Below are 25778 nucleotides of genomic sequence, written 5' to 3' on the forward strand. Positions count from 1 at the left end.
TAGATATGATACCAGCAATACTTGGGGGTATTAGTGCATTAATCATCAGTGTATATGCATATCCAAAGTATATAAAATACTTAGAAAGTCGAACAATCCAACAAACCGTCAGTGAGTTTGCTGTGGATGCATTTAAAGAAAAAAAGAAAACTGTAACGTTTGGAGGAGCGCTATTTGTGCTTATTCCAACGATTTTATCACTGATTTATGCAATTGTTTTCAAAAATGTATGGATTCTCTTGATGTCCGGAACCTATTTACTCAATGGAATCTTAGGATTTGTTGACGATTATAAAATCGTTAAAGAAGGAAAAAATGATGGTCTTTCCGAGAAACAAAAGCTCATTTTTCAAGTTGCAGTAGCCCTTGCTTTTTATGCAGGATATGTGGCTTTAGGTGGTGCAAATGTTGTCGGCATTCCATTTGTAAACATTCAACTTAATATTGGTTTTGTATATCCAATACTTGTCGTGTTCCTCATTGTTGGAACTGCTAATGCAGTGAACTTTACTGATGGTATGGATGGATTGGCAGCAGGTACTTCCCTGATTGCGATGCTTCCATTCATGATCATTGCTTTTAAACACGCCAACTATGATATTATGTTTCTGCTATTTTGTGTATTTGGAAGTGTTTTAGGATTTCTTCTATATAATGCACACCCTGCAAATATCTTTATGGGAGATGTCGGATCTTTACCATTAGGAGCCTTATTCGCAACCACTGCCATTGTATTACACCAAGAACTTTTACTTGCGTTAATTGGCGGCGTGTTTGTTTTAGAAATGCTTAGTGTTATTATCCAACAAACCTACTATAAAAAGACAGGGAAACGTCTGTTTAAATATACACCAATCCACTACAGCTTTACCTTGTCGGGTTGGAAAGAAGTTGATGTAGTCCATCTATTTTGGGGTATAGGTGCTGTATTTGCAATATTAAGTATTCTAATTGGAGTATTTTTCGCATGAGAGCCCTTGTAATCGGTGCTGCACGATCAGGTGTTGGAGCGGCACATTTACTCACTCAACAAGGATATCATGTTACGTTGGTGTCAAATCAAGATTTCAATGAGCGTGATGACCTTGAAACCATGGGTGTTCAAGTTATTTTAGATGACTCAGAAACCGATCAATTTGATCAGGTTGATCTTGTGATAAAAAATCCAGGTATACCAAATTCACATCCACTTGTATCACGTTTTTCACATGTTATTAATGAAATTGAATTGGCATCGATGTATAATCCTTCTGGGAAGTTATATGGAATTTCAGGAACAAATGGTAAAACAACAACCGTGTCACTCCTTTATGACATGTTTAAAATCCATGATTCCCATGCCATCGTTGTGGGAAATATTGGGATTCCTTACAGTGAAATTGTGTATCAAGAAGGGGATGTTTCGCGAAATGTTGCCCTTGAACTGAGCTCATTTCAGATGGAAAATTTACCAGGATTAAAACTGGAAGCGTATGCTCTAATGAATCTTACACCTGATCATTTGGATCGTTATGAATCGGTAGAAGCTTATTTCAGTGTTAAATCACGCTTTGGATCACAGGCAAAGGTTGTTGTGCGAAATGCAGATGATGCAGAAGTCATGAAATACACCCAATCACTAGAAGTCCCTTTTATTAATGTCTCTTTAGAATCTAAACAACACGTGTATCTTGAAAAAGGGTGGTGCTTCTATGGTGAGGATCGCTTGTTTCCATGCGATGCACTTCAACTCGCAGGGAAACATAATCTGATGAATGCCATGTTTGCAGCCGTAATGGCGTATTTAGGCGGCGTAACATCGGATCAAATCACGCAGGCACTATCTACATTCAAAGGTGTTGAACATCGCTTAGAACTTGTGCAAACGCTTCATGGTGTTCGGTACTTTAATGATTCAAAAGCAACTAATCCAGAATCAACTGAAAAAGCATTAAGTGCATTTGATGATCACCAAGTTATTTTATTAGCGGGTGGATATGACAAGAAAATTCCTTTTGATATTCTTGCAAACTACACATCAAAACTCAAAGCAATTTATGTCTTTGGCGACAGTGCGCTGTCAATAAAATCAGTATTTGAAGAGGCAATTGTTGTTGAAACAATGTTTGAAGCATTACAACAAGCCCATAAGATTGCAACAGAAGGTGATGTTGTCTTATTATCTCCAGCTTGTGCATCCTTTGATCAGTTTAAAGATTATGAAGATCGGGGCCGTCAATTTAAAAAGATGGTTCATGAATTATAAAAAAGTTCAAATAGTACTAAAACATATAATTCAAAGATCATAAAGTCGATACCAACCCAACATTGCGCATAAACAGCCGATTATAGTGGGTTGGTTTCTTTTTGTGAGAAAACACGACGAGAACTTTTTGTTTGGATTGGGAGCTGATTCACATTTTTTACGTGATGAATCAATCCATTTTTGTTTAAAGATAGGTCTCGTTTTGATATAATACGTTGGTAGGGGTGACGTTATGCCGATTTACAATGAACAGCACGTTCAATTATTATTAACAATGCGCTTGATGAAGATGCATCGCGAAGGATTTGACGGAGTAACCTATGATGATTTTCAACGGATATTTACGAAATATATCTTAAAAAATCAGATGGGTGCAACCTTAAATCAAATAACAGATCGAATTTTGAATATCTCAACAGATACGATCATTCGTTACTTGGCACTTGATGCAACAATCAGGAGTAAACAGCAATCATTGGGTGATGTATTGACCGAAGGAGATCTATGATGTCCAAACGTCGAGTATCACTCCTTTTTGCATTAGTCGGGTTATCCTTTGTCGTATTGTTGCTACTGGGTACCATCAGCAACCTAAATCCTGGGTTAGGATTTGGACGCGACCTACGCTTAATTATTGATGTAAAAGAATCCCCAAATCAACTCATCGATTTTCTGATGTCTCAAAGATCAATGGGACGCGAAATTCAAGTAGACTCTATCAGTGATACCATTAAGATGATTTCTATCTCGGGTGTCAGCGATCTTCAAACCTTTTTAAGTCAAGTATCAAGCCAATTGTGGCGGACTACCATCATGGAATTAGGAACCTTTGGTTCATTGTCAAATTTGGGCCAATTTATGTTTACACTTGAGTTTTATGTTACTGTTTTTGTATTAACATTTGCGGTTTATTGGCTCATTCGTTATAAAACACTGGGGTTGTTTTCAGTACTCACAATCTTTGTTATCATTTTAGGGTCACTGACAATTCTTAAACATCTTTCCAATCCATTTACGCATGTGATCTGGTTCTCGATGCTTTTATCATTTTGCTTCTTGTTGTTCCAACAAAAAATGCTTATTAGTTATATTTCCAGTGACACATTCACAAATTCAAACGAGATGGACCAAACGATTTCACGAAATGTTCGCACGCATGCAATCGTCCTTGCATTTTTTTCATTGGTGCTCTATGCTACAAATTTTGGATTAACGTCTTCCGCACGTTATTTTGCACTCATTGCGGTATTTATGATCGTGCTATCCTTTGTTTTACCATTTAGCTTAAAATCCGTTCGTGATTTTATGATCCATGAGAAACACAACCAATATTTTCTGTCCTTAAATAATTTCCGTGGTTATTCTTCGGATAAATCACTACGGGTATGGGGAAGTGTTGTAGTCATGGGATTGATTGCAGTTTTAGTTGGGGGAATCCTATTTAATAACTTCAACGTTCGTTCACGGGAGTTGTATAATGAATATGAATCCAAAACTCTGTTTTTAATCGAAGCAGAAGATGCACAAAGTTTTATTGAAATGCATGCGTCATTTGCGACACACGATGTTCTTAATGACCAAATCACCTTTTTTATCAGTGACGAGCGCTCAATGTGGTTTTTCTACAATGAAAATGTCAATATTGAAAATCTAGAAATTGCACGGGATTCAATCGAACAAAAGATTAATGTTACTGGTAATATTTTTGAATTTTCGAGTACAGAAAATCCAATGGGATCCCCCTTATTCTATTTTACAGAATTGATTTTTGTGATCTTGGGGTTTATGATTGCGAATACCCATCCAAAATATCGCTATGGGATTGTTTCGATTGTGTTAAACATTCTATCACTAGCCATATGTTCAGGTTGGTTTTCGCTGTTTTCACTTGGACACTCTCGTATTACAGTACTGTTGTTTTTAAGTATTCCAATCCTCAATGCATTTTTTATCATCACAACACCCAAAGAATTAAAAGATTACTCATGGTCGAAATGCATCGTATATGCTACGGTACGATTAGGAACCATTATGATGATAATTGGGATTCCGGTCCTGTTAATTATTCCAAGCCCAAGCGATAACATTCTAGTGATGATTAGTTCACTGATTATCTGGTCATTATCAACAGTCTGTTCATTTATCTTTTATCCATTAATAATGAAAGGAAGTAAACATGAAATATTATCAAAACCTTGATTGTGATCCTCGATTTTCAAGTGAAAGTATCTTTTGTCAAAAGATATTCTCTTTGCTCAACTTATCGGATGATAAGGTTGAAGAACTGCTGAAACCATCCCAACACGTGGTTCATGACGCAGTGCTCTTTGATGTTGTTTCATTTATGAAACAATCCAAGAAACTCATGATTTGTGGGGATTATGATTGTGATGGTATCACAAGTACGACCATTGCGATGATTCTTGCCAAGAAATTGGGTGTTGAAGCTGGATATTATATCCCTAATCGAATTGATGAAGGATATGGAGCGAATAAAAACACACTTAAACTTGCTTTTGAAAAAGGGTATGATGCCGTGATGATGATCGATAATGGTGTTAAAGCCCTTGAAGCCATTCACTATGCCCATGAAGTTGGTATGAAAGTATGCATTGTTGATCACCATACCTATGATGAAGCCCCACCTGTGGATGTATTTGTGCATCCAGATGTCTTATCACCCTATTGCGATACCATGTGTGCAGCAGGACTAATGTATACCATTTGCGAAACAAATGGGTATGCAGATGATTATCTATTAGCACTTGGATGTATTGGAACCTTAGGTGATGTCATGCCTTTGTGGCATAAAAATCGTGAGATTGTGATGGAAGGTCTAAAAGCACTCAACAAACATCAGTTCTTACCGCTTGTTTCATTATTGAATACAAAAAATGCACCCATTGATGCCATGATGGTATCCTTTCAAATTGTTCCGAAAATAAATGCAGTGGGAAGAATGGCAGATATGGTTAATGTGAATACAATGATACCGTATTTGATGGCAGATGATGAAAACCTCATCTTAAACTTCTGTGCTCAGGTTAACAGTGTGAATACAGTTCGAAAGAACTTAGGCCAAGATTTAAAAACGATTGCGTTGGATATGATTGATGAATCCATGCCTGTAAACATCATTTCAGATGAACGGTTTCATGAAGGGTTATTAGGAATTGTTGCGAATCAATTAACAACACTTACTGGAAAACCAACCATGGTCTTTCAAAAAGTAAGTGAAGGGTATAAGGGCAGTGCACGCTCAAAAACCATTTCTTTGTCGGAATTGTTCAGTAAGGTTAATGATGCCTACTTTATCGCAATGGGAGGGCATGACTTTGCTTATGGAATGACCATCCATGACCATCAATTTGAGGCGTTTTCACACGAGGTTCAATCAGTTGCGAAAACACTTGAATCTGTAAAACAAGACGATGCGATTGTCTTGATGGACGAACCCTTAACAAAATCGATGCTTGAAAGCATCAGTAAATTTGAACCGTATGGTCCAGGGTTTCAATTGCCACTTTTCGCAATTGAGTGTCCCGATGCAGTCTCCGTATATCCAATAGGAACCAGTGGATTCAGATTTAGTTTTAAAAACTTTTGGTTAAAAAGTGCTGTGTACTTTAATCCATCCGCAAAATTTGATGGTGATAACATGCCAAAAATGCTCATCGGAAGATTTTCCATTCATTCACAGTATGGACTGTCATTTACAGTCGAAAGTGTTTTATAATAAGTATGGAGGTGTGATATGCGATTTCGTAAATTATTAAGTATCTTGGGGATAACATGTTTTGTTTTCATCATGGGATTTCCAACTCACATTAATGCAGAGACACAAACACAACAACAAAATGAACTAACAGGTGAAAATGAAACAACGAATCAGACCGAAAATAGTGAAGAAGCAAAACGTATCATCAGTCTCAATAAAGAGTCTTTTCGAATTGAAGAGTTTTCCAGCGATAAACTTGAGGCGACAATTAACCTTGAACCAAATACCTACTCACTGACGATTACAAGCAGTAACCCAGCGGTTGCGACTGTGAGTACCAGTGGGGATATCAATGCATTAACACCTGGTGAAACAACGATTTCAGTGTTAGTCATTGTGAATGACTCTAAGACATCCTATACCCGAACAATACCGGTCACAGTCTATTCCATTACAGGAACCATTATTTTTGAAAATGAAGCCCGTACTGTAAGTCGAGGAAGCTCTTTTGACATCAGTTATACCTTGTCTTCAGACGCATTGTCAAAACGCAATATTACGTGGAGTTCATCAAATCCAAGTGTCGCAACGGTAGTTAATGGTCGTGTAACGGGGGTTGAAGTTGGTACCACTACCATTACCGCAACCATTGGATCCATTTCTGCATCCATGCGCGTAAGTGTGGTTGTGCCTTTATCTCAAATTGAATTCAATCCACCCACACTGACTCTTGAAGTTGGACAAACTTCAAATATTCCAAATCTTATTTTTGTGCCTTACGATACAACAGATTCTCGTAAAGCGACTTATGAAGTAGAAGATCAAGAAATTATTGTAATTGAAAATGGTGTTTTACGTGCCTTAACAGTGGGAAAAACATTTGTATATGCGCGTGTAAATAATATCGAAGCAGTATTAGAAGTCCATGTCACACCGCAAACAGAGACTGCAGAGTCACAACAAATTCCTCTTTCCATCCTAAGATCTGAAACAGGAGCGCTTGTGTTAACAGTCAGTGATCTTTCAATCTATCAAGGCAATCGATTCCAATTCATCTTGCCATCTGAAGCTGTTAAACAATATATGACAAGCGAAGGCACTACTTACATTAAAATAATCTGCGATGATTATTTGATTCGTGATAATTGGAAGTTCTTTAATGGGATGATTGTTGATAAGTCGATTATGGGATTAGTTGATGAAGATATCGAGTTTCAATTTATCACAACAAATAATGTTGAACAAGTTGCGTTTCGTTTCTCGCAATCTTATGATAAAGACATCAACCTCAATTTCACCTTGACCTCTATCGCAGAATCCAGCCAATTCTACAGTCAATTAACGTCACCAGGTTATACATTACGTTTCTATAATTCAGAAGGGTATCCAGCAGGTACGCGCTTTAGCATCAGCCCAACGCTTTTAGGAAATTCAAGCAATAAAATCCACTTGCTCTATCTTGTGGAGAACAATGAATTAGTGGATACGCAACAAGAATCAAAACTTGATAGCGAACTGAATGTCGTCCATTTCATGGTTTCAGATAATCTTTATGTTATTACATTTACGAAGATCGGTGTGAATACGGCAAAATCCATAATTATACTCTTAGCATTGATATTATTCGCTGTGTTCAGCGTTGTTGGTTATCAATTTTACCAACGATTTAAACATAACGGTTGGAAACTGTGATATAATACAACAGTAACTTTGGAGGCATAATAAAATGGATTTAAAACAGTATATCGCAACAATTCCTGATTTCCCGCAAGAAGGGATTTTATTCAGAGATATTACACCTTTGATGGCAGATGGAAAAGCATTTAGAGAAGCAACAGAACGCTTTGTCGCTTTTGCTAAAGAAGTCGACGCAGAAGTGATTGTTGGCCCTGAGTCACGTGGATTCATCTTTGGATGTCCAGTCGCTACTGAATTAGGAATTGGATTTATCCCAGTACGTAAACCCGGGAAACTACCTCGAGAAACAGTATCCTTTGAATATGATCTTGAATACGGTTCAAATGAATTACATGTTCATAAAGATGGCATTAAACCCGGTCAAAAGGTGCTAATTATTGATGATTTACTTGCAACTGGTGGTACAATAGAAGCATCAGTTAATCTTGTAAGACAATTGGGTGGTGAAGTTGTAGGGTGCGCATTCTTAATTGAGCTCGCAGATCTAAACGGCCGCGAAAAACTCAAAGGGATCGATGTATTCACAATTATGCAATATTAACGAAGTCATCGTACTTCGTTTTCTTTAAAATATAAGGAGGTGAGAATATGCCAGGAAGCACAAACATTTCAATCGATAGTATCTTAAAAGAGGCGAAACGCTATATTCAAAAAGACGAAAATATTCAACTCATTCAACATGCTTATGATTATGCAAAAGAAAAACATGATGGACAATATCGCAAAAGCGGTGAACCGTATGTAATCCATGTGATTCAAGTTGGATATATTCTTGCGTCTTTAACAATGTCTCCAGAAACCATTGCAGCAGGATTACTTCACGATGTCATTGAAGATTGTGGCATTACAAAAGAAGAACTTGCGAAAGAATTTACTCCAGAAATCGCAACACTTGTAGAAAGTGTTACTAAGATTGGGAATCTTGAATTTAAAGATGAAAAAGAATATCTAGCCGCTAATCATCGTAAGATTTTTATCGCAATGGCCAATGATATTCGCGTTATCTTTATTAAACTTGTAGACCGTCTTCATAATATGCGGACACTTCAATTTCAATCAGAAGAAAAGCAGAAAAAAATAGCACAAGAAACCCTGGATGTATATGCTCCAATTGCGCATAGACTCGGGATTTCTACCATAAAAAATGAATTGGAAGACTTAAGTTTCCAATATTTACACCGTGACAAATATTATGAAATCGCACGCCTTGTGGAAATGCGTAAAGCAGAACGGGATGCACAAGTTACCCGGATGATTACACGCATATCAGAATTATTAACTGAAAATGGCATCAAGTTCAATATATTTGGCCGTTCAAAACATCTTTATAGTATCTATAAAAAGATGACAACCAAGCATAAACGTTTTGATGAGATTCTCGATTTATTAGCAATTCGTATCATTACCGAAAGTGAATTAAACTGTTATGAAATCTTAGGCTATATTCATGCAGAATATCGTCCAATACCAGGGCGTTTAAAAGATTATATCGCAATGCCAAAAATGAATATGTACCAATCCCTCCATACAACAATCGTTGGTGATGATGGTAATATTTTCGAAATTCAAATTCGTACCTACACAATGGATGAAGTCGCAGAACGTGGGGTTGCAGCACACTGGCGCTATAAAGAAGGCAGTAAGATTCCTCAAGAAAAAGAACAACGTGAAATTGAAGAACGGTTGGCTTGGTTTAGTGATTTCAACCAAATGACCGATGACGATCAAAATGCGCTTGAATACATGGAACTCCTTCAAAGAGATATTTTTGATGCGAACATCTATGTCATGACACCAAAGGGACGTGTTATTGGACTGCCTAATGGCGCAACACCTATCGATTTTGCCTATCGAATTCATACAGAAGTCGGAAACACAACAGTGGGTGCAACGGTAAATGGCATGTTGGTTCCTTTAAATAAGGAATTAAAAACCGGAGACGTCGTGGCGATTAAGACAGCAAAACAAGCCAAACCATCGGAAGATTGGTTGAAGGTTGTTAAAACATCGCATGCACGCAATAAAATTAAAGCGTTTGTTCAAAAGAAACAACAAGAAGAACGCGAAGAGCTTATCGTTAAAGGTGAACATATCTTTAAAGATGAGTGTAAACGACGAAACGTCGACGAAAAAGAAGTCAAGACTGCAAAACGCTTGGATGCAATCCTCAATGGATTTTCATTGAATTCACTGGACGATATGTACTTTGCATTGGCTACAAAATCACTCTCCACACAAGCACTCTTTGAGAAACTATCCATTCACAAAGAACCTGTGAGCGAACAAGAGAAGTTTGAACGCCTGATTCATAAACAAGCAAGTAAACGTGTCGAAGGTGATTTAGGAATTCGCGTGGATGGCATCGATTCAATGATGATCTCACTTGCAAAATGTTGTACACCAGTTCCAGGTGATGACATTATTGGATATGTTTCAAAAGGACAAGGTGTAAAAGTTCACCGAAAAGATTGTCCAAATATCGTGAATGAGACACAACGTTTAATTAATGTAAGTTGGGAAGATGGTGTTGATAGTGCAGAATACGAAACAGTATTGTCCATTCTGTCTACCGATCGCAACTTCTTGCTCACTGACTTAGTAACAACTGCATCACAATTACGCGTAAAACTAAACGCTGTGAATTCTGAAGTTGATGATGACCGGATTCATGCCATCACCACAATGCGCGTTGTCGTTAAAGATGCGCAACAACTCAGAACGCTGATTGCGAACTTGCGAAAAGTCGAGTCTGTAATTCGTGTTGATCGAAAAACACTCTAAAGATGATGGGGTCCCTTATTGGACCCTTTATTCTAATCAATTAAGGAGATCATCGATGCTAGATAAAACATTGCCTTACATTGGTGTCATCATGATAAAAAACAAAACTCAAGATTATCCACGCTATTCATTACCAAATGGATATTCATACTCGTTTTATAAACCAGGGTTTGAGAAAGATTGGGCGTTACTGATTTATGCATTGGAGAATACCAATTCACTCAATGAAGCAGAAAACATCTTCCAAAAAGAGTTTTTAACAAGACCAGACTTACTCAAAAACCGTTGCTTATTTATTCTCGATGACCACCAACACATTGTATCAACCGCTTCCTTATGGGAAGGCAATCATTTTGGTTGTGTCATGACCCGCATTCATTGGGTATCAACCGCCAAAGACCACCAACAAAAAGGTCTTGTTAAAGCGTTGATGACGCGACTTCTCGATTTAAACCAAGAACTCGCACTCACCACGCCCATCTACCTTACATCGCAAACCTGGAGTTATAAGGCAATTAATATCTATGAGCATTTTGGATTTGAACCCTACTTAGGGGACAAGCCTTTGAACTGGAAATCAAATGCGTTTAACCTAGAAAACCCAAAAGCATGGGAAATGATTCATCGGAAAATACAAGCATATAAGAATCTTAAAGATTAGTGCAGTTAGAGTTACAGATTATCTTGTATTTTGTATTGATTCTATGGTATGCTTAATCCATGAAAATCGAAGATCGTGAATGAATCAATGGAGATTGCTTAGAGACATGTTGAAATGGTGAAAGACATGCTTTGGAAATTGATGTGACACACAGGAGATGAATTTCTGAAATCAAGTAGGAAATTTCGTATATCGGCGTTAACGATTTGAGTAAAAAAATAAGGTGGTACCACGTTTCATTACGTCCTTGGTAGCACCTTTTATATTTCTTGAAAGGAGATAACAACAATGTCAAACAAATTTGTAGCACCCCGTGGTACTCAAGATATTTATGGGGAACAGTCCAAGAAATGGCAGAGCTTAGAACGCGATGCACGCGCCATCGCAGCGAAATATCACATTGAGGAAATCAGAACACCAATCTTTGAACATACTGAAGTATTTAAACGTGAAAACGATGCAAGTGACATGGTAAATAAGGAAATGTATACCTTTATTGACAAAGGGGATCGTTCATTAACACTGCGTCCTGAAGCCACAGCAGGGATATCTCGTGCATTTGTTGAACACAAGCTTTATGCAAATGGTAAAGGCGTTCAACGTTATTTCAGTATCGGACCTAACTTTAGATATGAACGGCCACAAAAAGGACGGATGCGTATCTTTAACCAATTTAATATTGAAGTTTTCAGTGAAGCCAATCCGGTTGTTGATGTTGAGACGATTATGATTGGACTTGATTACATTCAGAAACTTGGGATTAAAGATTTCCAAGTTGTTATCAATACATTAGGGGATAAAGAGAGTCAAAAAGCATATCGTGATCGACTTACTGAATACTTCAAGCCCTATGTTGACACCTTATGTGCAGACTGTAAGCGTCGGTATACACAAAATCCACTGAGAATATTGGATTGTAAAGTAGATGGGGATAAACCAGAAGTTGTGAATGCACCTAAGAGTAGAGATTCATTGAATGAAACATCTCGCGTATACTTTGAAACAGTATGTTCCTTATTGGATTCAATGCATATCAATTACCGCGTGGATGATTCCATGGTGCGTGGGCTTGATTACTATAATCACACTGTGTTTGAAGTTGTATCAACAGATCCAAATGCAGGTGCCCAATCTACAATTTTCGCAGGTGGTCGCTATAGCGAAATGGTTGAATACTTTGGTGGCCCTAAAACAGATGCAATAGGATTTGCGATTGGGCTTGAACGTGCATTGATATACGCAGAAATGTCTGGAACACACTTTGATACGGAAGATCACATTGATGTTTATGGGATGCCACGCGATAAAGAATCAGTGCTGTCAATCTTTAAAGCCATCCAAGCATTAAGACACGAAGGCTTTATCTGTGACTTTGATCATGATGTGAGATCGATGAAGGCTCAATTCAAAACAGTCGACCGTACACATGCAAAAGTTGTGATTATTTGCGGAGAAAATGAACGTGCAAACAATCAACTCACACTTAAGAATATTGAAACACAACAACAACTTCAACTGTCTTTAGAAGAAGGCATTGAAACAATTAAAGAATGGTTAAAAGGAGCTTAACATGAAACGAACACATCATAATGGAACCCTTAGAATGGAACATGTTGGACAACGTGTCGAACTTGTAGGGTGGGTATCAAAACGCAGAAACTTTGGATCAATTGTCTTTATTGATTTGCGCGATCGCAGTGGTTTAGTCCAATTGGTTATCAATCAAGAAGAATTTCCACGTGTCGACAAGATTCGCAGTGAATATGTATTAAGTATTTCTGGAATCGTGAATGAACGTAAAGATAAGAATCCAAAACTTCCTACAGGTGATGTTGAGATTGTAGTTGATGGACTTGAAATCATCAACGAAGCACAACAAACTCCGATGATTATTGCGGACGAAACGGATGCACTTGAAGATACACGACTTAAATATCGCTATCTTGACCTTCGTCGTCCAATTATGCAAGATCGTTTGATCAAACGGTCAAAGATTACCGGACAAATGCGTCGTACCTTAGAGGATTTAGGATTCTTAGAAATCGAAACACCCATGCTTACGAAATCAACACCTGAAGGAGCACGCGAATACTTAGTGCCATCACGCGTTCATAAAGGTGAATTCTATGCTTTAGCACAATCTCCACAAATCTTCAAACAATTACTGATGATTGGTGGCTTAGAACGGTATTATCAAATTGCACGATGCTTCCGTGATGAGGACTTAAGAGCAGACCGTCAACTCGACTTTACCCAAGTGGATATCGAAGCATCATTTTTAAGTCAAGATGAGTTTATGGCAATTATTGAACAGGTTGCATCCGATGTTATGGTTCATGTCCTTGGTCATGAAAAACCAGAGTTTCCACGCATTTCATTCTATGATGCTTTAAATGTTTATGGCAGTGATAAACCGGATCTTCGTTTTGAATTACACCTCAGTGATGTTAATGGTGTATTCAAAGACAGTGAATTTAAAGTCTTCCAAGACACATTAACACAGGGCGGTGCATTGCGTGCACTTGTGCTTTCTGGAAACCATGCAGATACAATTACCCGTAAAGTGAGTGATAAGTATACCGATCTTGTCAAGAAAAATGGCATGAAAGGATTGGTTGTCTTAAAAGCCCAACAAGACACACTATCTGGAAGTGCAGCGAAGTTCTTATCAGAAACTGAAATAAAAGCACTTTACCAAACCCTTAACTTACAAGAAAACGACGTGCTCTTTATTGGAAGCGGTGAATGGGAGCAAACCTGTACTGCAATGGGTGCACTTCGACTTCAATTGGCAAAAGATTTTGACTTAATTCCAGAAAATACATTTAAGTATGCATGGATTGTAGACTTCCCAATGTTTGAACTGGGTGAAGAAGGGGAAATCATTGCCCGTCACCATCCATTTACCTCACCAAAACGTGAAGACATTGAGCTCTTGGATTCAGATCCACTTAAAGTTACAGCACAAGCCTATGACTTATCACTCAATGGATTTGAAGTTGCAGGCGGTTCGATGCGTATTTATGATCAAACCCTTCAAGCGAAAATGTTCAATATTATCGGATTTAGTAATGAAGATATTGAAAGTCGCTTTGGATTCTTTGTGGATGCCTTTAAATATGGTACACCACCACATGGTGGTATTGCCTTTGGGCTAGATCGCTATGCGATGGCATTAACAGAGTCTGATTCAATTCGCGATGTTATTGCCTTTCCAAAAAATGCATCGGCTCGGTGTCCATTAACCAATGCACCTGCCCCTGCAACAGAAAAACAACTCAAAGAATTACATATTGAGATTGAAGACTAAGTTGTATAAAAAAGGTATGCCATGGGTGAATCAAACCCCCATAGTGTTTTCTTATCAAATGACACTTATAAAAAATGGGACACACGCTTACTACAGTAAACGGGTGTCCAATTTGATTCAATTGTAAGCGTCTAATACAATACATATGGAAAACACCTCGTGCTGTATGGGATAATTAACCCAATTAGTATGAGGTGTTTGTTGTTTCTATGATTTACTTGTTCTTTGCATAAACTTGTTTTGGCAGTTCCTTTGAGTAAGGCAACAAGCGCTGGAGTGATTCATGCCGTGTTGATTTAGGCATAAGTATCATTTCGTCAAGAATATATTCAAAGTATGATTGAATATCAAGATTGTTCAGCTTTGCAGTTTCTACGATGCTATAGTAGATTGAACTCATTTGTGCTCCATTTTTCGTCTTTGAGAATAAAAAGTTCTTCCGTCCGATTACAAATGGTTTAATTGCACGTTCTGCTCGTTATGCCGACAATTCCAATATGCCGATAGTTGAGGGTTAATATGACTGTTTAGTCTTTCTTTCCACCCTAACTAAACCAATTTCGGATGAAAATCGTGCGCAAACCATATGTAAGTCCAATAAACAGTCCATATTTTAAGTGTTTGTAAGCGCACTGTGCAAATGCAGATTATAAAAATAAAAAGCTTAGAAAGGGTAAAAAACATCGAAAAAACATCGATCGTCACATTTTCATAAAAATTTTTGATATAATTCTCATAATCTCAATTAATGAGTGAAGGGGGAAAAATGAAAAAAATAAGTAAGCTTGTGACATTTTCAATCTTATCACTGATGATAGGAACTACAAGCATTACAAACGCATTAGCAGATTATGAAGAAGAAAAACAGAATGATTCAACAGTAGTTGAAACTGTTTTCACTGAAAATTTATTTGTGACTCAAGAAGAAATGGATCAAATTAATTTGATTCTTAAAGACGGATTTTCAAAAAACTCTGAATCTTCAGCATCTAACTTATATTCAGTTGCAAGAGCATACGGAGACAAGTGGGATTATTCACCTTTTACTTCCGTTAGTTATGGCTCTTTTAATTCAGATACTGAATCATCATTAGCTGTAGAAGTAGCCACTATAGGGTTTGTGCCACTTGCTGGAGCGACATCTATTGCAAATGTAATATTTCAACAACATACTTCCGGGGATAATCTTTGGTATAACGTTAAAAGAACACAATCAAGAGTTAATGGGGTTACAAAAGTTCAAATGGTTTTTGATATCAATAGAAATTCAAGTAGAACAATTCATCTATATCGGTTTACTTTCAATAGATCATACACGATTTTGGATTAGTCATCATGATGAGAACAATATGGTCGTATTTTATTCTCCTTTTAGGATATATAAACACAATAATTCTACAGCAAAAGCCAATTCTCTTTAATCTTTTTATTTTTGCTTGGCTATTATATAATTTAATATCTGGTAAACTAAAAGAGAAAAAGGAGGGGCATGAAATTAGATGGATTCTGGATAAAAGTTCTATACCATTTGTTTTGTTTGTGATTCTAATTTTAATACAGATAATCTTTATTCCTTATGATTTTAGGTGGTAAATTTTACATTTTTTGATAATATCGCAAGTGTAGAACTAACCCCATTTTTCTTTGAAGATTCAATTAGGGATTTCGTTACATATACACCGAGTAGTTGTGTTGCGGGTCAAAACCACAGGTAAAGTTTTATATCCCCAAAAACAAGAATTCTCTGTTGAGTACTCTTGTTTTTTTTAGTATGACGGGCATGTCATATATCTTGGGTGATAGTCCCAAGGAACGTATCTATCGCGAATCCGATAGCGACTTGCAAGTTTTACATCGTGAGGTGTGGGAGAGAGGAAGCAATCGCGAAATCGTGGCTTGACGGACAGAAACTAGGTACAAGGCTTTTTGAACGGGTAAGTTAGCCAAAGGTAACAAAGCCCAAAAGATAGACGTAAGTTCAAGGTGCAAACCTAGCTAGTAAACAAGACAAAGATATATGACTTATCCCATGAGGTCTCACGAACGAATAAGTACGAGCACTTTATAATCAGCAATCGTTAAGGTTGGTTTTAAAACGGTTTATCTGAGAAGTCAGCCGAAGTCAAAGTAGGTATCGCCTTGATAAAAAAAGGACTAAACAGTAAATCGTGCAACAATAAAGATGCTGTCTCTAGTGGATATTTGATATCGGAAATAGTGGGAACGTATTTCCACGAAAACTAAAATAAAATATAAAATGAACCAATGGAGAGCAAAATAGAAAAGGAAGGAACAATGCATGTCAGAATTACTCGAAAGAGTCTTGGATAACAACAATCTCAACCAAGCGTACCTAAAGGTAAAAGCAAACAAGGGGGTGGGAGGTGTTGATGGTATGGATATGGACACACTCCTTGAGTATCTCAAGGAAAACGGTGAGTCCATCAAACAAAAACATCAGAGACCGCAAATACAAACCACAACCAGTATTGAGAGTTGAAATTCCAAAAGGCAACGGAAGCGTAAGGAAACTGGGAATACCAACATTGGTAGACAAAAGTTATCCAACAAGCAATCGCCCAAATATTGACACAATATGCGAAGAGCACTATTCAAAAGTACAGTTATAGGTTTCGTCCAAACAGAAGTTGTGAAAAGGCAATACCAAGAGTATTAGAGCTGTTGAATGATGGACACGAATGGATTCAATTTACCAGAGTCTTGAGCTATTGATGCATATCCGTCGATCCCTTTTCTTAGATCTGTAGCACCATGGACGAGATACACCATTGGTATCTTCTCAAATTGTATCATTAATAAACACCTCATTTTCTGGTTTAGTTATTCCAGATATAACGAGGTGTTTCTAGATGTGTCCTATTAGACGCTTACATTCAATTGAGCATAGGGTGTAAGAATGAATGGTTATTCTTTTGTATTCACAATGTCATCGACAACACTCATCAGATGATACGAATCATCCCAAGACATAATGGGTGATTCCAAGAGGTTGTTATTGAGGCATTCATTGACTTCATAGATTTGATATTCAAGACCATTTACAAGATGATCATAATGGTATTCAGTTACAATATCACCTTGAGTTAAGGTGATGGATGTTGCATTTGAAAATCGTGGAACACGAATTGTTCCTTTTGGACCTACGATAATGTAATCTCTTGGAGAATCACAATCAATCGATGCAAATAGATGAATGTGAACATCATCAACCGATTTGATTAAGACAGAAGTATCAAGATCGACGCCTGTTTCACCAAAGGTTTGAATGCTTTCAAACACTTTAGACTCTTTTCCAAAGAGATCGAAGGTATAGGCAAGGGGATAGACGCCCACATCCAATAGTGCCCCACCTCCCAATGATTGATCGAAGAGTCGATTTGTGGGATCAAAGGGTGGTTTAAACCCAAAGTCACCATAAACTAAACGAGGGTCACCGATGGCGTGATCTGCAAGCAATTGCTTAACATGCCTTGTTGCAGGTAAGAACCGTGTTTTCATTGCTTCCATGTAGAAAGCCCGATTATTCTTAGCGGCATTTAACACTTCTTTTAATTCATGGGTATTCAAGGTGCTTGGTTTTTCACACAACACTGCTTTTTTCGCATTCAAAGCTTTAATTGACCATTCTTTATGAAGATGGTTGGGTAATGCGATATAAAGTGCATCGAGGTCAGGGTGATTGAGTATGTCTTCATAGTTTCCATAACACGCATCGGGTTGCAACCCAAATTGTGATCCAAATAATTCTGATTTTTCTTTACTGCGCGATGCTACTGCGACTAATTCTCCATTATCAACACATTTGATTGCATGTGCAAATTTTGTTGCGATGTGGCCAAGTCCGATAATGCCCCATTTAATATTCTTCATATGGATGCTTCTCCTTTATTTTTATCATTATACCAAAGAACCCTAGAAAATATGATTCTTTGCACTCAAGAGCTCTCATAAAAAACTCCGTATACTTGGTTATTGTATACGGAGTTCAACATCCTATCACTTTAATCAAAAAGTGATATCGGTTGATTCCCTCATCGTGTCCTTTTTATCAGACCGATGTGAGGTTGAGAATATGAACGTGCACAACGCTATCCTGGATGATAACGATACTTACATCAGCATATCGAGTCCTAAAATGAATTAGAATTCATTTGATGAAGGAACATCGCTTGCAAACGTATTGATACTGTGCGATGTCATTATCCTCTGTATAAATATGATAGCACACTCTGAAAGGGGGTTCAACGATACGACTATAGAAGGTATGCATGGATATAAAAAGACTCCGCATGCTTCTTCACAATTGCACACGGAGTCCATTGCTATAATCTGCTTTATTGTTAATGTAAAGCAGATTGACTCAGATGCAACACCTTTATGTGTTACATGAGTTTTAGAAAGGCGATAAATCACGTATCCTTCACTACCATAAGATCTCCTCAAAGCAATTACTTAACTTCGTGTCCACTTATCGACCTTTCTGTACTCTAATCATAAACAATCTTGAAAGGGCTATCAACTCATATGCTCAAAGATTTGATTTATGGATCGTTTATTTCGTACAACCAGTTCATTTATTCATGATCAAATAAATGGATTGCAGTAATATTTAGAGATACTTCTAAGGGGTTCAAAGTTTATTGTCCATTGTGTTTTAGGGTTGTTTATTAGTGCTAAGTATGATATTATACCTACGGCACTAAAATGCTAGTTCACACACTATGGATTCATCGATCCGTGCTCACAAGAGTTATCGATGTTAGAAGTAGTGGAGGCGAAACGGAAAGGTAGGAATTTTTATGTCATTAGTAACAATGAAGAAGTTACTTGAAAGCGGGGTACATTACGGACACCAAACACGCCGTTGGAACCCTAAGATGAAGCCATATATTTATGCGGCTAAAAATCGTGTTTACATCATCGACTTAAACAAAACAGTTGATGCTTTAGAGGTTGCTTACACAGCACTACGCAAGATTGCGGAAAACAATGGTAAATTGTTAATTGTTGGTACAAAGAAACAAGCTCAAACAATCGTTGTTGAAGAAGCACTACGCAGTGGTTCATTCTTCGTTAACCAACGTTGGTTAGGTGGTACATTAACAAACTTCCGTACAATCCAAAAGAGTATCCGTCGTTTGATTGAAATCGAAGAGATGGAAAACAGTGGCGCAATCAATGTTTATACAAAGAAAGAAATTGCACTATTACTAAAAGAAAAGAACCGCTTGGAAAACTTCCTTGGTGGTATCAAAGAAATGAAGAAACTTCCAGATGCTGTATTTGTTGTGGATCCAATTGAAGACCGTAACGCAGTATTAGAAGCTCAAAAACTTGGTATCCCTGTATTTGGTATCGTAGATACAAACTGTGATCCAGATGTAGTTGACTATGCAATCCCTGCAAATGATGATGCAGTACGTTCAATTCGCGTGATCATTCAATTAATGGCGGATGCTATGGTTGAACCTAAGGGTGGCGTATTAGCTGTTGCTTATCAAGATCAAGATGGTGAAGATATCTCAATGGAAGATGTAATCATCAACGTTGAACAACAAGCTGCTGAAAGCGAACGTCGTCGTCGTCAACGTCAAGAAGAACGTCGTCGTCGTGATGATCGTCGTCGTCAACAACGTGGACCACGTCGTGATGACCGTGATGATAACAGACGTCCAGCACGTGAAGCATCAGAAAACAAAGAAGTAAAAGAAACTAAAAGTACAACAGAAACGAAAGGTGGAGAATAATTCATGGCTGTAACTGCAAGCTTAGTAAAAGAACTACGTGAACTTACTGGAGCTGGAATGCTTGATTGCAAGAAAGCTTTAGAAGCAACAGATGGCGATGTAAAAGCTGCTCAAGATTGGTTACGTGAAAAAGGAATCGCTTCTGCACAAAAGAAACAAGGTCGTATTGCTGCTGAAGGTTTATCAAGTGTTGTTGTTGATGGAAACCGTGCAGTTGTTGTTGAATTGAATTCAGAAACAGACTTCGTTGCAAAAAACGAAATGTTCCTTGAACTCGTTAAAACAGTGGGTAATTCAATCGTTGAACAAAATCCTGCGGACTTAGATGCTGCTTTAGCACTTGAAGTTAATGGAAAAACATTGGGTGACTCAGTTGTTGATGCTACTGCAACAATCGGTGAAAAGATTACATTACGTCGTTTCACAGTAGTTGAAAAACAAGACGATGAACAATTTGGTTCATACGTTCACATGGGTGGTAAGATTTCTGCATTAGTTGTTGTTAAAGGCGGCGATGCTGAATTAGCGAAGGATATGGCAATGCAAGTTGCTTCAATGAATCCTCAATATACATCTCGTGAAGATGTTCCTCAAGATGTAATTGACCATGAACGTGGAATTCAAATCGAAATCGTAAATAATGATCCTTCATTGGCTTCAAAACCTGAAAAGGTTATTGCAGGAATCATCGAAGGACGTATTAGTAAATCACTTCAAGATATATCACTTCTTGATCAAATCTTCTTTAAGGATGGAAGCTCAAAAGTGTCACAAATCCTTAAGGCTGCAAATGCTAGTGTCGTAACTTTCGTACGTTTCGCTGTTGGTGAAGGTATTGAAAAACGTGAAGAAAACTTCGCGGAAGAAGTAGCAAAAGCTGCACAAATCTAAAACACTTATAGGACACATTTTTGTGTCCTTTTTTTGAAAGGAAGATCGTTATGTATAAACGCGTATTACTAAAACTAAGCGGGGAAGCCCTAGCAAGCACTGATGGGATCTTTGACCATGAAGTTCTTGATGATTTAGCAAGACAGGTAAAAACGATTGTCGATGACGGCGTCGAGGTAGCAATTGTTGTCGGTGGAGGCAATTTTATACGTGGGAAAATGGCTGAAGAACTTGGGATTGATCGGATGCAAGTTGATAACATGGGGATGTTAGGAACAGTCATCAATTCATTGGCGATTCAAGGAGCACTTGAAAAAGTAGGTGTTGAAACACGAGTTCAAACTGCGATTGACATGGTAAAGGTGGCCGAACCCTATATTCCACGTCGCGCAATTCGTCATTTAGAAAAAGGTCGTGTTGTTGTATTTGGTGCTGGAATTGGTTCTGCATTCTTCTCAACCGATACTACTGCTGCGCTTCGTGCATCAGAAATTAAAGCAGATGTTATCTTGATGGCTAAAAATGGGGTTGATGGTGTGTATAACGCTGACCCAAATATAGACTTTTCTGCAGTAAAGTATGATAGTTTATCCTATATGCAAGTATTACAAGAACAATTGAAAGTGATGGATTCTACCGCAACATCAATGTGTATGGAGAACGATATTGATTTAATTGTCTTTAATATGAACGAAAAAGATAATATAATAAAAGTAACACGAGGCGAAACGATTGGAACCATCGTCTCTTTAGGAGGATAATAATATGAGTAATGCACTATTAAATGAAGGCCGTAAATCAATGGAAGGTGCCATTGCGAACTTTGAACAACGTTTAGGTACCTTACGTTCAGGACGTGCAAATGCAAGCCTATTGCATGGTGTAATGGTAAACTACTATGGTAGCCCAACACCACTTGACCAAATCGGGCAAATATCAGTAAGTGAAGGGACACAACTTGTTGTGAAATTATTCGATCCTTCATCACTTAAGGATGCTGAACGCGCAATCAGTGAAGCACATCCAAATTTACCAGTACAAAATGATGGAACACTCCTTCGTATCAATGTTCCAAAGTTAACTGAAGAAACACGTCGTGAAGTAGCAAAAGACGTAAGCAAATTTGCTGAAGAATCAAAAATTGCTGTACGTAATATCCGTCGTGATTTGAACGATCTTGCAAAAGACGATGATACTTTAACTGAAGATCAAGAAAAGAAAATGCTGGAAGATGTTCAAAAATTAACTGATGAATTCGTAAATAAGATTGAAGAAATCAGTAAAGCTAAAACCAAGGAAATCATGACGGTTTAATTGATCATGAATGGTCCTAAGCATGTCGCTATCATCATGGATGGAAATGGACGATGGGCGACAAAGCAAAATAAAGATCGTACATTTGGACACTATTATGGGAGTGAGAATGTGCGTGAAATTGCATTGGCTGCTTTAAGTGTTGGGGTAGAGGCTCTAACACTTTATGCTTTTAGTACAGAGAACTGGAAGCGGCCACAAAAAGAAATTGAATATCTCATGAAATTGCCAGCAATATTCTTCAACAAGTTTTTAGATGAACTGATGGAAAAGGGCATTTCGATTCACGTAATCGGGGATTTATCAAAAATTCCTGAGAAAACACGAAACGTCATGCTTGACGCAGTAGAAAAAACAAAAAATAACAATAAACTTATTCTTAACTTTGCATTGAATTATGGTTCTCGTGATGAGATTGTACGTGCTGTAAACAAGTTAGTGAATAATGATGAACCGGTCACTGAAGAATCACTGAATGATGCTTTAGACACATTTGGTTTACCTGAGGTAGACTTGCTCATTCGAACTGGTGGAGACACCCGTTTATCGAACTATTTATTATGGCAACTTGCTTATGCAGAATTAATGTTCGTTGACGACGCTTGGCCGCAATTTACGGCAGATCGCTTTTTAGAATGCCTGAGCAATTTTGGAAGTAGAGAAAGGCGTTTTGGAGGATTGAATCAATGAAAGAAAGAATAATTACATCGATAATTCTAGTGGGAGTTTTAGCACTTGTATTGATATCTGGACAGACCGGATTTATGGTCTTTGTCGCAATCGTCGGTGTGATTGCCGGATATGAGATCTATAAAATTAAAAAAACAGAATGGAAACCGTCAATCTTACTGATTTTATGGGCGTATATACTTTCGGGTGCATTTTTACCAACAGACTATTTCATTGCTGTTTTATCAATTGCTCTTATCCTCTTGCTTGCTATCTCAGTATTTAATGAATGGTTTAGTGTGCAAGATATGGCATTTGTATTTATGATGGGTACAATATTAGCGTTGACGCTCTCGTCATTAGTACTCGTATTCTCGTATGATTTATTTGTATTGCTTTATGTTGTACTTGCAACATATTCAACAGATATATTTGCATACTTTGGGGGAACATTCTTTGGTAAAACAAAACTTATTGAAAGGGTATCTCCTAAAAAAACTGTTGAAGGTGCAATTATTGGTGTAATTGGTTCAATCACAGTTTCATTACTCTTTGGAATGGTTTATGTTGTAAACCGCGGTATTTTGCCATTTGAAGTAATTCTAACAATCTCATTACTCGTTCCGTTTGTAGGACAAATCGGTGATTTAGCATTTAGCTTAGTCAAACGTTTCTACAATATTAAAGATTATGGAAATATACTACCAGGTCATGGTGGTATCTTAGATCGTATTGATAGTATTGCATTTAGCTTCATTGTATTTACAGTGGTATTATCAATCATCTTATAGGAGGTTTTTATGAATGTAATATTTGAAAATTTAATTAACATTCTTGTTTTTGCCGCCGTACTCAGCATTATTGTAACAATCCATGAACTCGGACATTTGATTGCTGCAAAGAAATTTGGCGTATATTGCCGAGAATTTGCAATCGGTATGGGTCCGCTCATATACTCGAAGCAAAGCAAACGCTCAGAAACAAAGTATAGTATTCGCGCATTACCTATTGGCGGATATGTTGCAATGGCTGGTGAGCCTGGTGAATCAGGGATGGAAGATGTTCCCTTAGAACGAACAATCAATGGTATTGCCCGTTGGAAACGTCTTATCGTAATGCTTGCAGGGATCTTTATGAACCTTGTACTTGCATTTGTTGTGTATTTAGGAATCTTCTCAATTTATGGGATCGTAGACACACCCCGTCCAATCATTCAAGAAGTTGTTGCTGAAAGTGCAGCAAGTGAAGCTGGAATGATGGCCAATGATGAAATTATTCGCCTTGAATTCCGTAATGGAAATGTTGTAAGACCTTCAACTGCAAATGATGTCGTATTAGGAATTACTTCATTCCAAGGTGAAACTGTTAATATAACAGTATTACGTGATGGACAAGAAGTGCAACTCACAATGACACCACAATTTGATGCAGAATCTGAAACATACAAGATGGGTGTTTATTTTGAATCGGGTCAACTCATTCATGTATCCTTTTTTGAAACAATCCAATACACTTTTGCATTTATAGGTTCCATGATTGGAACGCTTGTTAAGGTGTTAGGATGGTTAGTTCAAGGAATTGGATTAAACAATGTAGGGGGTCCAATTGCAATCTACCAGCAAACCGCAAAAGTACAACAATATGGAATGCTGTTCTTCTGGGAATTGATTGCTTCGCTGTCTGTCTCATTAGCAATTATGAATTTGATTCCAATACCAGTATTAGATGGTGGACGTGCATTAATTATTACAGTGGAAATGATTGTGCGTAAACCACTCCCTAAAAAGGTTGAAAATGCAGTGATGATTGCAGGGTTTGCAATTATGCTTGCAATTATGGTGTTTTTTGTCTTCATGGACATCAAGCGCTTGTAATGGTTGCCTAATTAAACATAAAACAAAAAATATGTTATAATTAAGCAAAGGAGTTGAGGAGATGAATTACAAGATTGAAAAACTTGAAATCGATCCCTTAGTCGCGGCGTCGACTAGAGTGTCGATTCCGGATTATTCAAAAGACGTAGCGAATCGTGCATTATATGCACTAAAGAAAGAACTAAACCGCAAAGGTATAGATGTTTCAGAAGAAGAATATAGCTTCTTAGTTCAATACGATTCTGATGAACGACTTGAAGTTGTGGATGTTGAAATATTCACGCGTGTGAAGGATAAAGGTGATGATACCGAATCGGTTAAATTTATCGAACTTCCAAAACAAGAAGCAATACTTCGCGTCACAACAAACAATTTTGAAGACATTCATATTGCTTTAGCAGAATGGATGCATGACCATGACTACGTTGCAGACGGAGGCCTCCGTATGGTAGTTCATGATGGCAGTGAATATATCTGTGACTGCCCAGTAAAACCTGCAGATGACTAACAAAGACAGCTTCGGCTGTCTTTTACTTACTCTAAAGTTAGTAAACATATTTAATGATTTATTGATAGGATTGTCATGAGATGGTTCATCACTGGGCTCTCATGGAATATCTAAATTTAAAAAGTCAGAAGATGAGAGAATCCTTCTGACTTTTCTTTAGGTATCGATCAAAAATGAAATGGCCATTTTCTTAGGAATATTATTGTTTTTATCAAAACGACATAAAAGGACAGACTTTCTCGCTTCACTACTTATTCATGTTGAAACGATAAATTTGGTGACTACACTGCGATAAATATACAAAAACACATAATATTTCACAGAATGAATCTTATAAAACA

23 protein-coding genes and 1 pseudogene are annotated in these 25778 nt (G+C 37.5%); 21 read left to right on the forward strand and 3 right to left on the reverse strand.

Annotated features, from left to right (window positions below; all coding sequences use genetic code 11):
- The first annotated feature begins 5 nt into the window (after nucleotides 1-5).
- From mraY to aspS, 11 genes are all read left to right on the forward strand, one after another.
- Complete coding sequence (mraY, locus tag AOC36_RS04075; protein ID WP_067631687.1) at nucleotides 6-971, forward strand: phospho-N-acetylmuramoyl-pentapeptide-transferase; 966 nt, start codon at nucleotides 6-8, stop codon at nucleotides 969-971.
- Nucleotides 968-2245, forward strand: coding sequence for a UDP-N-acetylmuramoyl-L-alanine--D-glutamate ligase (gene murD, locus AOC36_RS04080; protein WP_067631690.1), 1278 nt, complete (start codon nucleotides 968-970; stop codon nucleotides 2243-2245). Before mraY ends, murD begins: the two co-directional genes overlap by 4 nt.
- 232 nt (nucleotides 2246-2477) lie before the next feature.
- Nucleotides 2478-2753 carry a post-transcriptional regulator gene (locus AOC36_RS04085; RefSeq protein ID WP_067631692.1) on the forward strand — a complete coding sequence of 92 codons (276 nt, stop codon included), beginning with the start codon at nucleotides 2478-2480 and terminating at the stop codon, nucleotides 2751-2753.
- Nucleotides 2753-4444, forward strand: coding sequence for a hypothetical protein (locus AOC36_RS04090; protein WP_067631694.1), 1692 nt, complete (start codon nucleotides 2753-2755; stop codon nucleotides 4442-4444). Before AOC36_RS04085 ends, AOC36_RS04090 begins: the two co-directional genes overlap by 1 nt.
- A complete protein-coding gene (locus tag AOC36_RS04095) occupies nucleotides 4422-5981 on the forward strand; it encodes a single-stranded-DNA-specific exonuclease RecJ (RefSeq protein WP_067631696.1) in 1560 nt (519 codons plus the stop codon). The genes AOC36_RS04090 and AOC36_RS04095 overlap by 23 nt, the downstream gene beginning before the upstream one ends.
- A gap of 18 nt (nucleotides 5982-5999) precedes the next feature.
- Entirely contained in the window at nucleotides 6000-7655 is a 1656-nt protein-coding gene (locus AOC36_RS04100) for an Ig-like domain-containing protein (RefSeq protein ID WP_067631698.1), read from the forward strand.
- A gap of 34 nt (nucleotides 7656-7689) precedes the next feature.
- Nucleotides 7690-8202, forward strand: a complete 513-nt coding sequence (locus AOC36_RS04105) for an adenine phosphoribosyltransferase (protein ID WP_067631700.1) — start codon at nucleotides 7690-7692, stop codon at nucleotides 8200-8202.
- A 47-nt stretch (nucleotides 8203-8249) separates the two neighbouring features.
- Nucleotides 8250-10442 carry a RelA/SpoT family protein gene (locus tag AOC36_RS04110; protein ID WP_067631702.1) on the forward strand — a complete coding sequence of 731 codons (2193 nt, stop codon included), beginning with the start codon at nucleotides 8250-8252 and terminating at the stop codon, nucleotides 10440-10442.
- Between the two features lie 55 nt (nucleotides 10443-10497).
- On the forward strand, nucleotides 10498-11103 hold the full coding sequence (locus tag AOC36_RS04115; RefSeq protein WP_067631703.1) for a GNAT family N-acetyltransferase: 606 nt from the start codon (nucleotides 10498-10500) through the stop codon (nucleotides 11101-11103).
- A 288-nt stretch (nucleotides 11104-11391) separates the two neighbouring features.
- Nucleotides 11392-12672, forward strand: coding sequence for a histidine--tRNA ligase (gene hisS / locus AOC36_RS04120; protein ID WP_067631705.1), 1281 nt, complete (start codon nucleotides 11392-11394; stop codon nucleotides 12670-12672).
- Nucleotide 12673: 1 nt separating this feature from the next.
- Entirely contained in the window at nucleotides 12674-14413 is a 1740-nt protein-coding gene (gene aspS, locus AOC36_RS04125; RefSeq protein WP_067631708.1) for an aspartate--tRNA ligase, read from the forward strand.
- Nucleotides 14414-14627: 214 nt separating this feature from the next.
- Here aspS and AOC36_RS12455 read toward each other — a convergent pair.
- Nucleotides 14628-14891: pseudogene (locus tag AOC36_RS12455) on the reverse strand (IS66 family transposase); the annotation flags it as partial.
- 288 nt (nucleotides 14892-15179) lie between these two features.
- Here AOC36_RS12455 and AOC36_RS04135 point away from each other — a divergent pair.
- Together AOC36_RS04135 and AOC36_RS12335 are read left to right on the forward strand one after the other, a co-directional pair.
- Nucleotides 15180-15743 (forward strand): hypothetical protein, encoded by a 564-nt coding sequence (locus tag AOC36_RS04135; RefSeq protein ID WP_067631712.1) that lies wholly within the window; start codon nucleotides 15180-15182, stop codon nucleotides 15741-15743.
- A gap of 969 nt (nucleotides 15744-16712) precedes the next feature.
- The gene (locus tag AOC36_RS12335) at nucleotides 16713-16913 is read left to right on the forward strand and encodes a hypothetical protein (RefSeq protein WP_067631716.1); all 201 of its coding nucleotides are present in this window, start codon (nucleotides 16713-16715) and stop codon (nucleotides 16911-16913) included.
- 173 nt (nucleotides 16914-17086) lie between these two features.
- On the opposite strand, the gene AOC36_RS12340 is transcribed toward AOC36_RS12335, so the two are convergent.
- Both AOC36_RS12340 and AOC36_RS04150 read right to left on the reverse strand, forming a co-directional pair.
- Nucleotides 17087-17227 carry a hypothetical protein gene (locus AOC36_RS12340; RefSeq protein ID WP_198401206.1) on the reverse strand — a complete coding sequence of 47 codons (141 nt, stop codon included), beginning with the start codon at nucleotides 17225-17227 and terminating at the stop codon, nucleotides 17087-17089.
- 111 nt (nucleotides 17228-17338) lie between these two features.
- Nucleotides 17339-18304, reverse strand: coding sequence for a Gfo/Idh/MocA family protein (locus AOC36_RS04150; RefSeq protein WP_067631718.1), 966 nt, complete (start codon nucleotides 18302-18304; stop codon nucleotides 17339-17341).
- 929 nt (nucleotides 18305-19233) lie between these two features.
- Between AOC36_RS04150 and rpsB the strand changes: the two genes are divergently transcribed.
- From rpsB to AOC36_RS04190, 8 genes are all read left to right on the forward strand, one after another.
- Complete coding sequence (gene rpsB, locus AOC36_RS04155; RefSeq protein ID WP_067631719.1) at nucleotides 19234-20181, forward strand: 30S ribosomal protein S2; 948 nt, start codon at nucleotides 19234-19236, stop codon at nucleotides 20179-20181.
- A 3-nt stretch (nucleotides 20182-20184) separates the two neighbouring features.
- Nucleotides 20185-21072 (forward strand): translation elongation factor Ts, encoded by an 888-nt coding sequence (gene tsf / locus AOC36_RS04160; protein WP_067631722.1) that lies wholly within the window; start codon nucleotides 20185-20187, stop codon nucleotides 21070-21072.
- A 50-nt stretch (nucleotides 21073-21122) separates the two neighbouring features.
- A complete protein-coding gene (gene pyrH, locus AOC36_RS04165; RefSeq protein ID WP_067631724.1) occupies nucleotides 21123-21833 on the forward strand; it encodes a UMP kinase in 711 nt (236 codons plus the stop codon).
- A gap of 4 nt (nucleotides 21834-21837) precedes the next feature.
- Nucleotides 21838-22386, forward strand: a complete 549-nt coding sequence (gene frr, locus AOC36_RS04170; RefSeq protein WP_067631726.1) for a ribosome recycling factor — start codon at nucleotides 21838-21840, stop codon at nucleotides 22384-22386.
- Nucleotides 22387-22392: 6 nt separating this feature from the next.
- The gene (gene uppS / locus AOC36_RS04175; RefSeq protein ID WP_198401207.1) at nucleotides 22393-23076 is read left to right on the forward strand and encodes a polyprenyl diphosphate synthase; all 684 of its coding nucleotides are present in this window, start codon (nucleotides 22393-22395) and stop codon (nucleotides 23074-23076) included.
- Nucleotides 23073-23846 carry a phosphatidate cytidylyltransferase gene (locus AOC36_RS04180; protein ID WP_067631728.1) on the forward strand — a complete coding sequence of 258 codons (774 nt, stop codon included), beginning with the start codon at nucleotides 23073-23075 and terminating at the stop codon, nucleotides 23844-23846. Before uppS ends, AOC36_RS04180 begins: the two co-directional genes overlap by 4 nt.
- A 9-nt stretch (nucleotides 23847-23855) precedes the next feature.
- Complete coding sequence (locus AOC36_RS04185) at nucleotides 23856-24929, forward strand: M50 family metallopeptidase (protein WP_067631730.1); 1074 nt, start codon at nucleotides 23856-23858, stop codon at nucleotides 24927-24929.
- Nucleotides 24930-24990: 61 nt separating this feature from the next.
- Nucleotides 24991-25437 (forward strand): GyrI-like domain-containing protein, encoded by a 447-nt coding sequence (locus AOC36_RS04190; protein WP_067631733.1) that lies wholly within the window; start codon nucleotides 24991-24993, stop codon nucleotides 25435-25437.
- The last annotated feature ends 341 nt before the right edge of the window (nucleotides 25438-25778 follow it).

The organism is Erysipelothrix larvae (genome assembly GCF_001545095.1).
Lineage (GTDB): Bacteria > Bacillota_I > Bacilli_A > Erysipelotrichales > Erysipelotrichaceae > Erysipelothrix > Erysipelothrix larvae.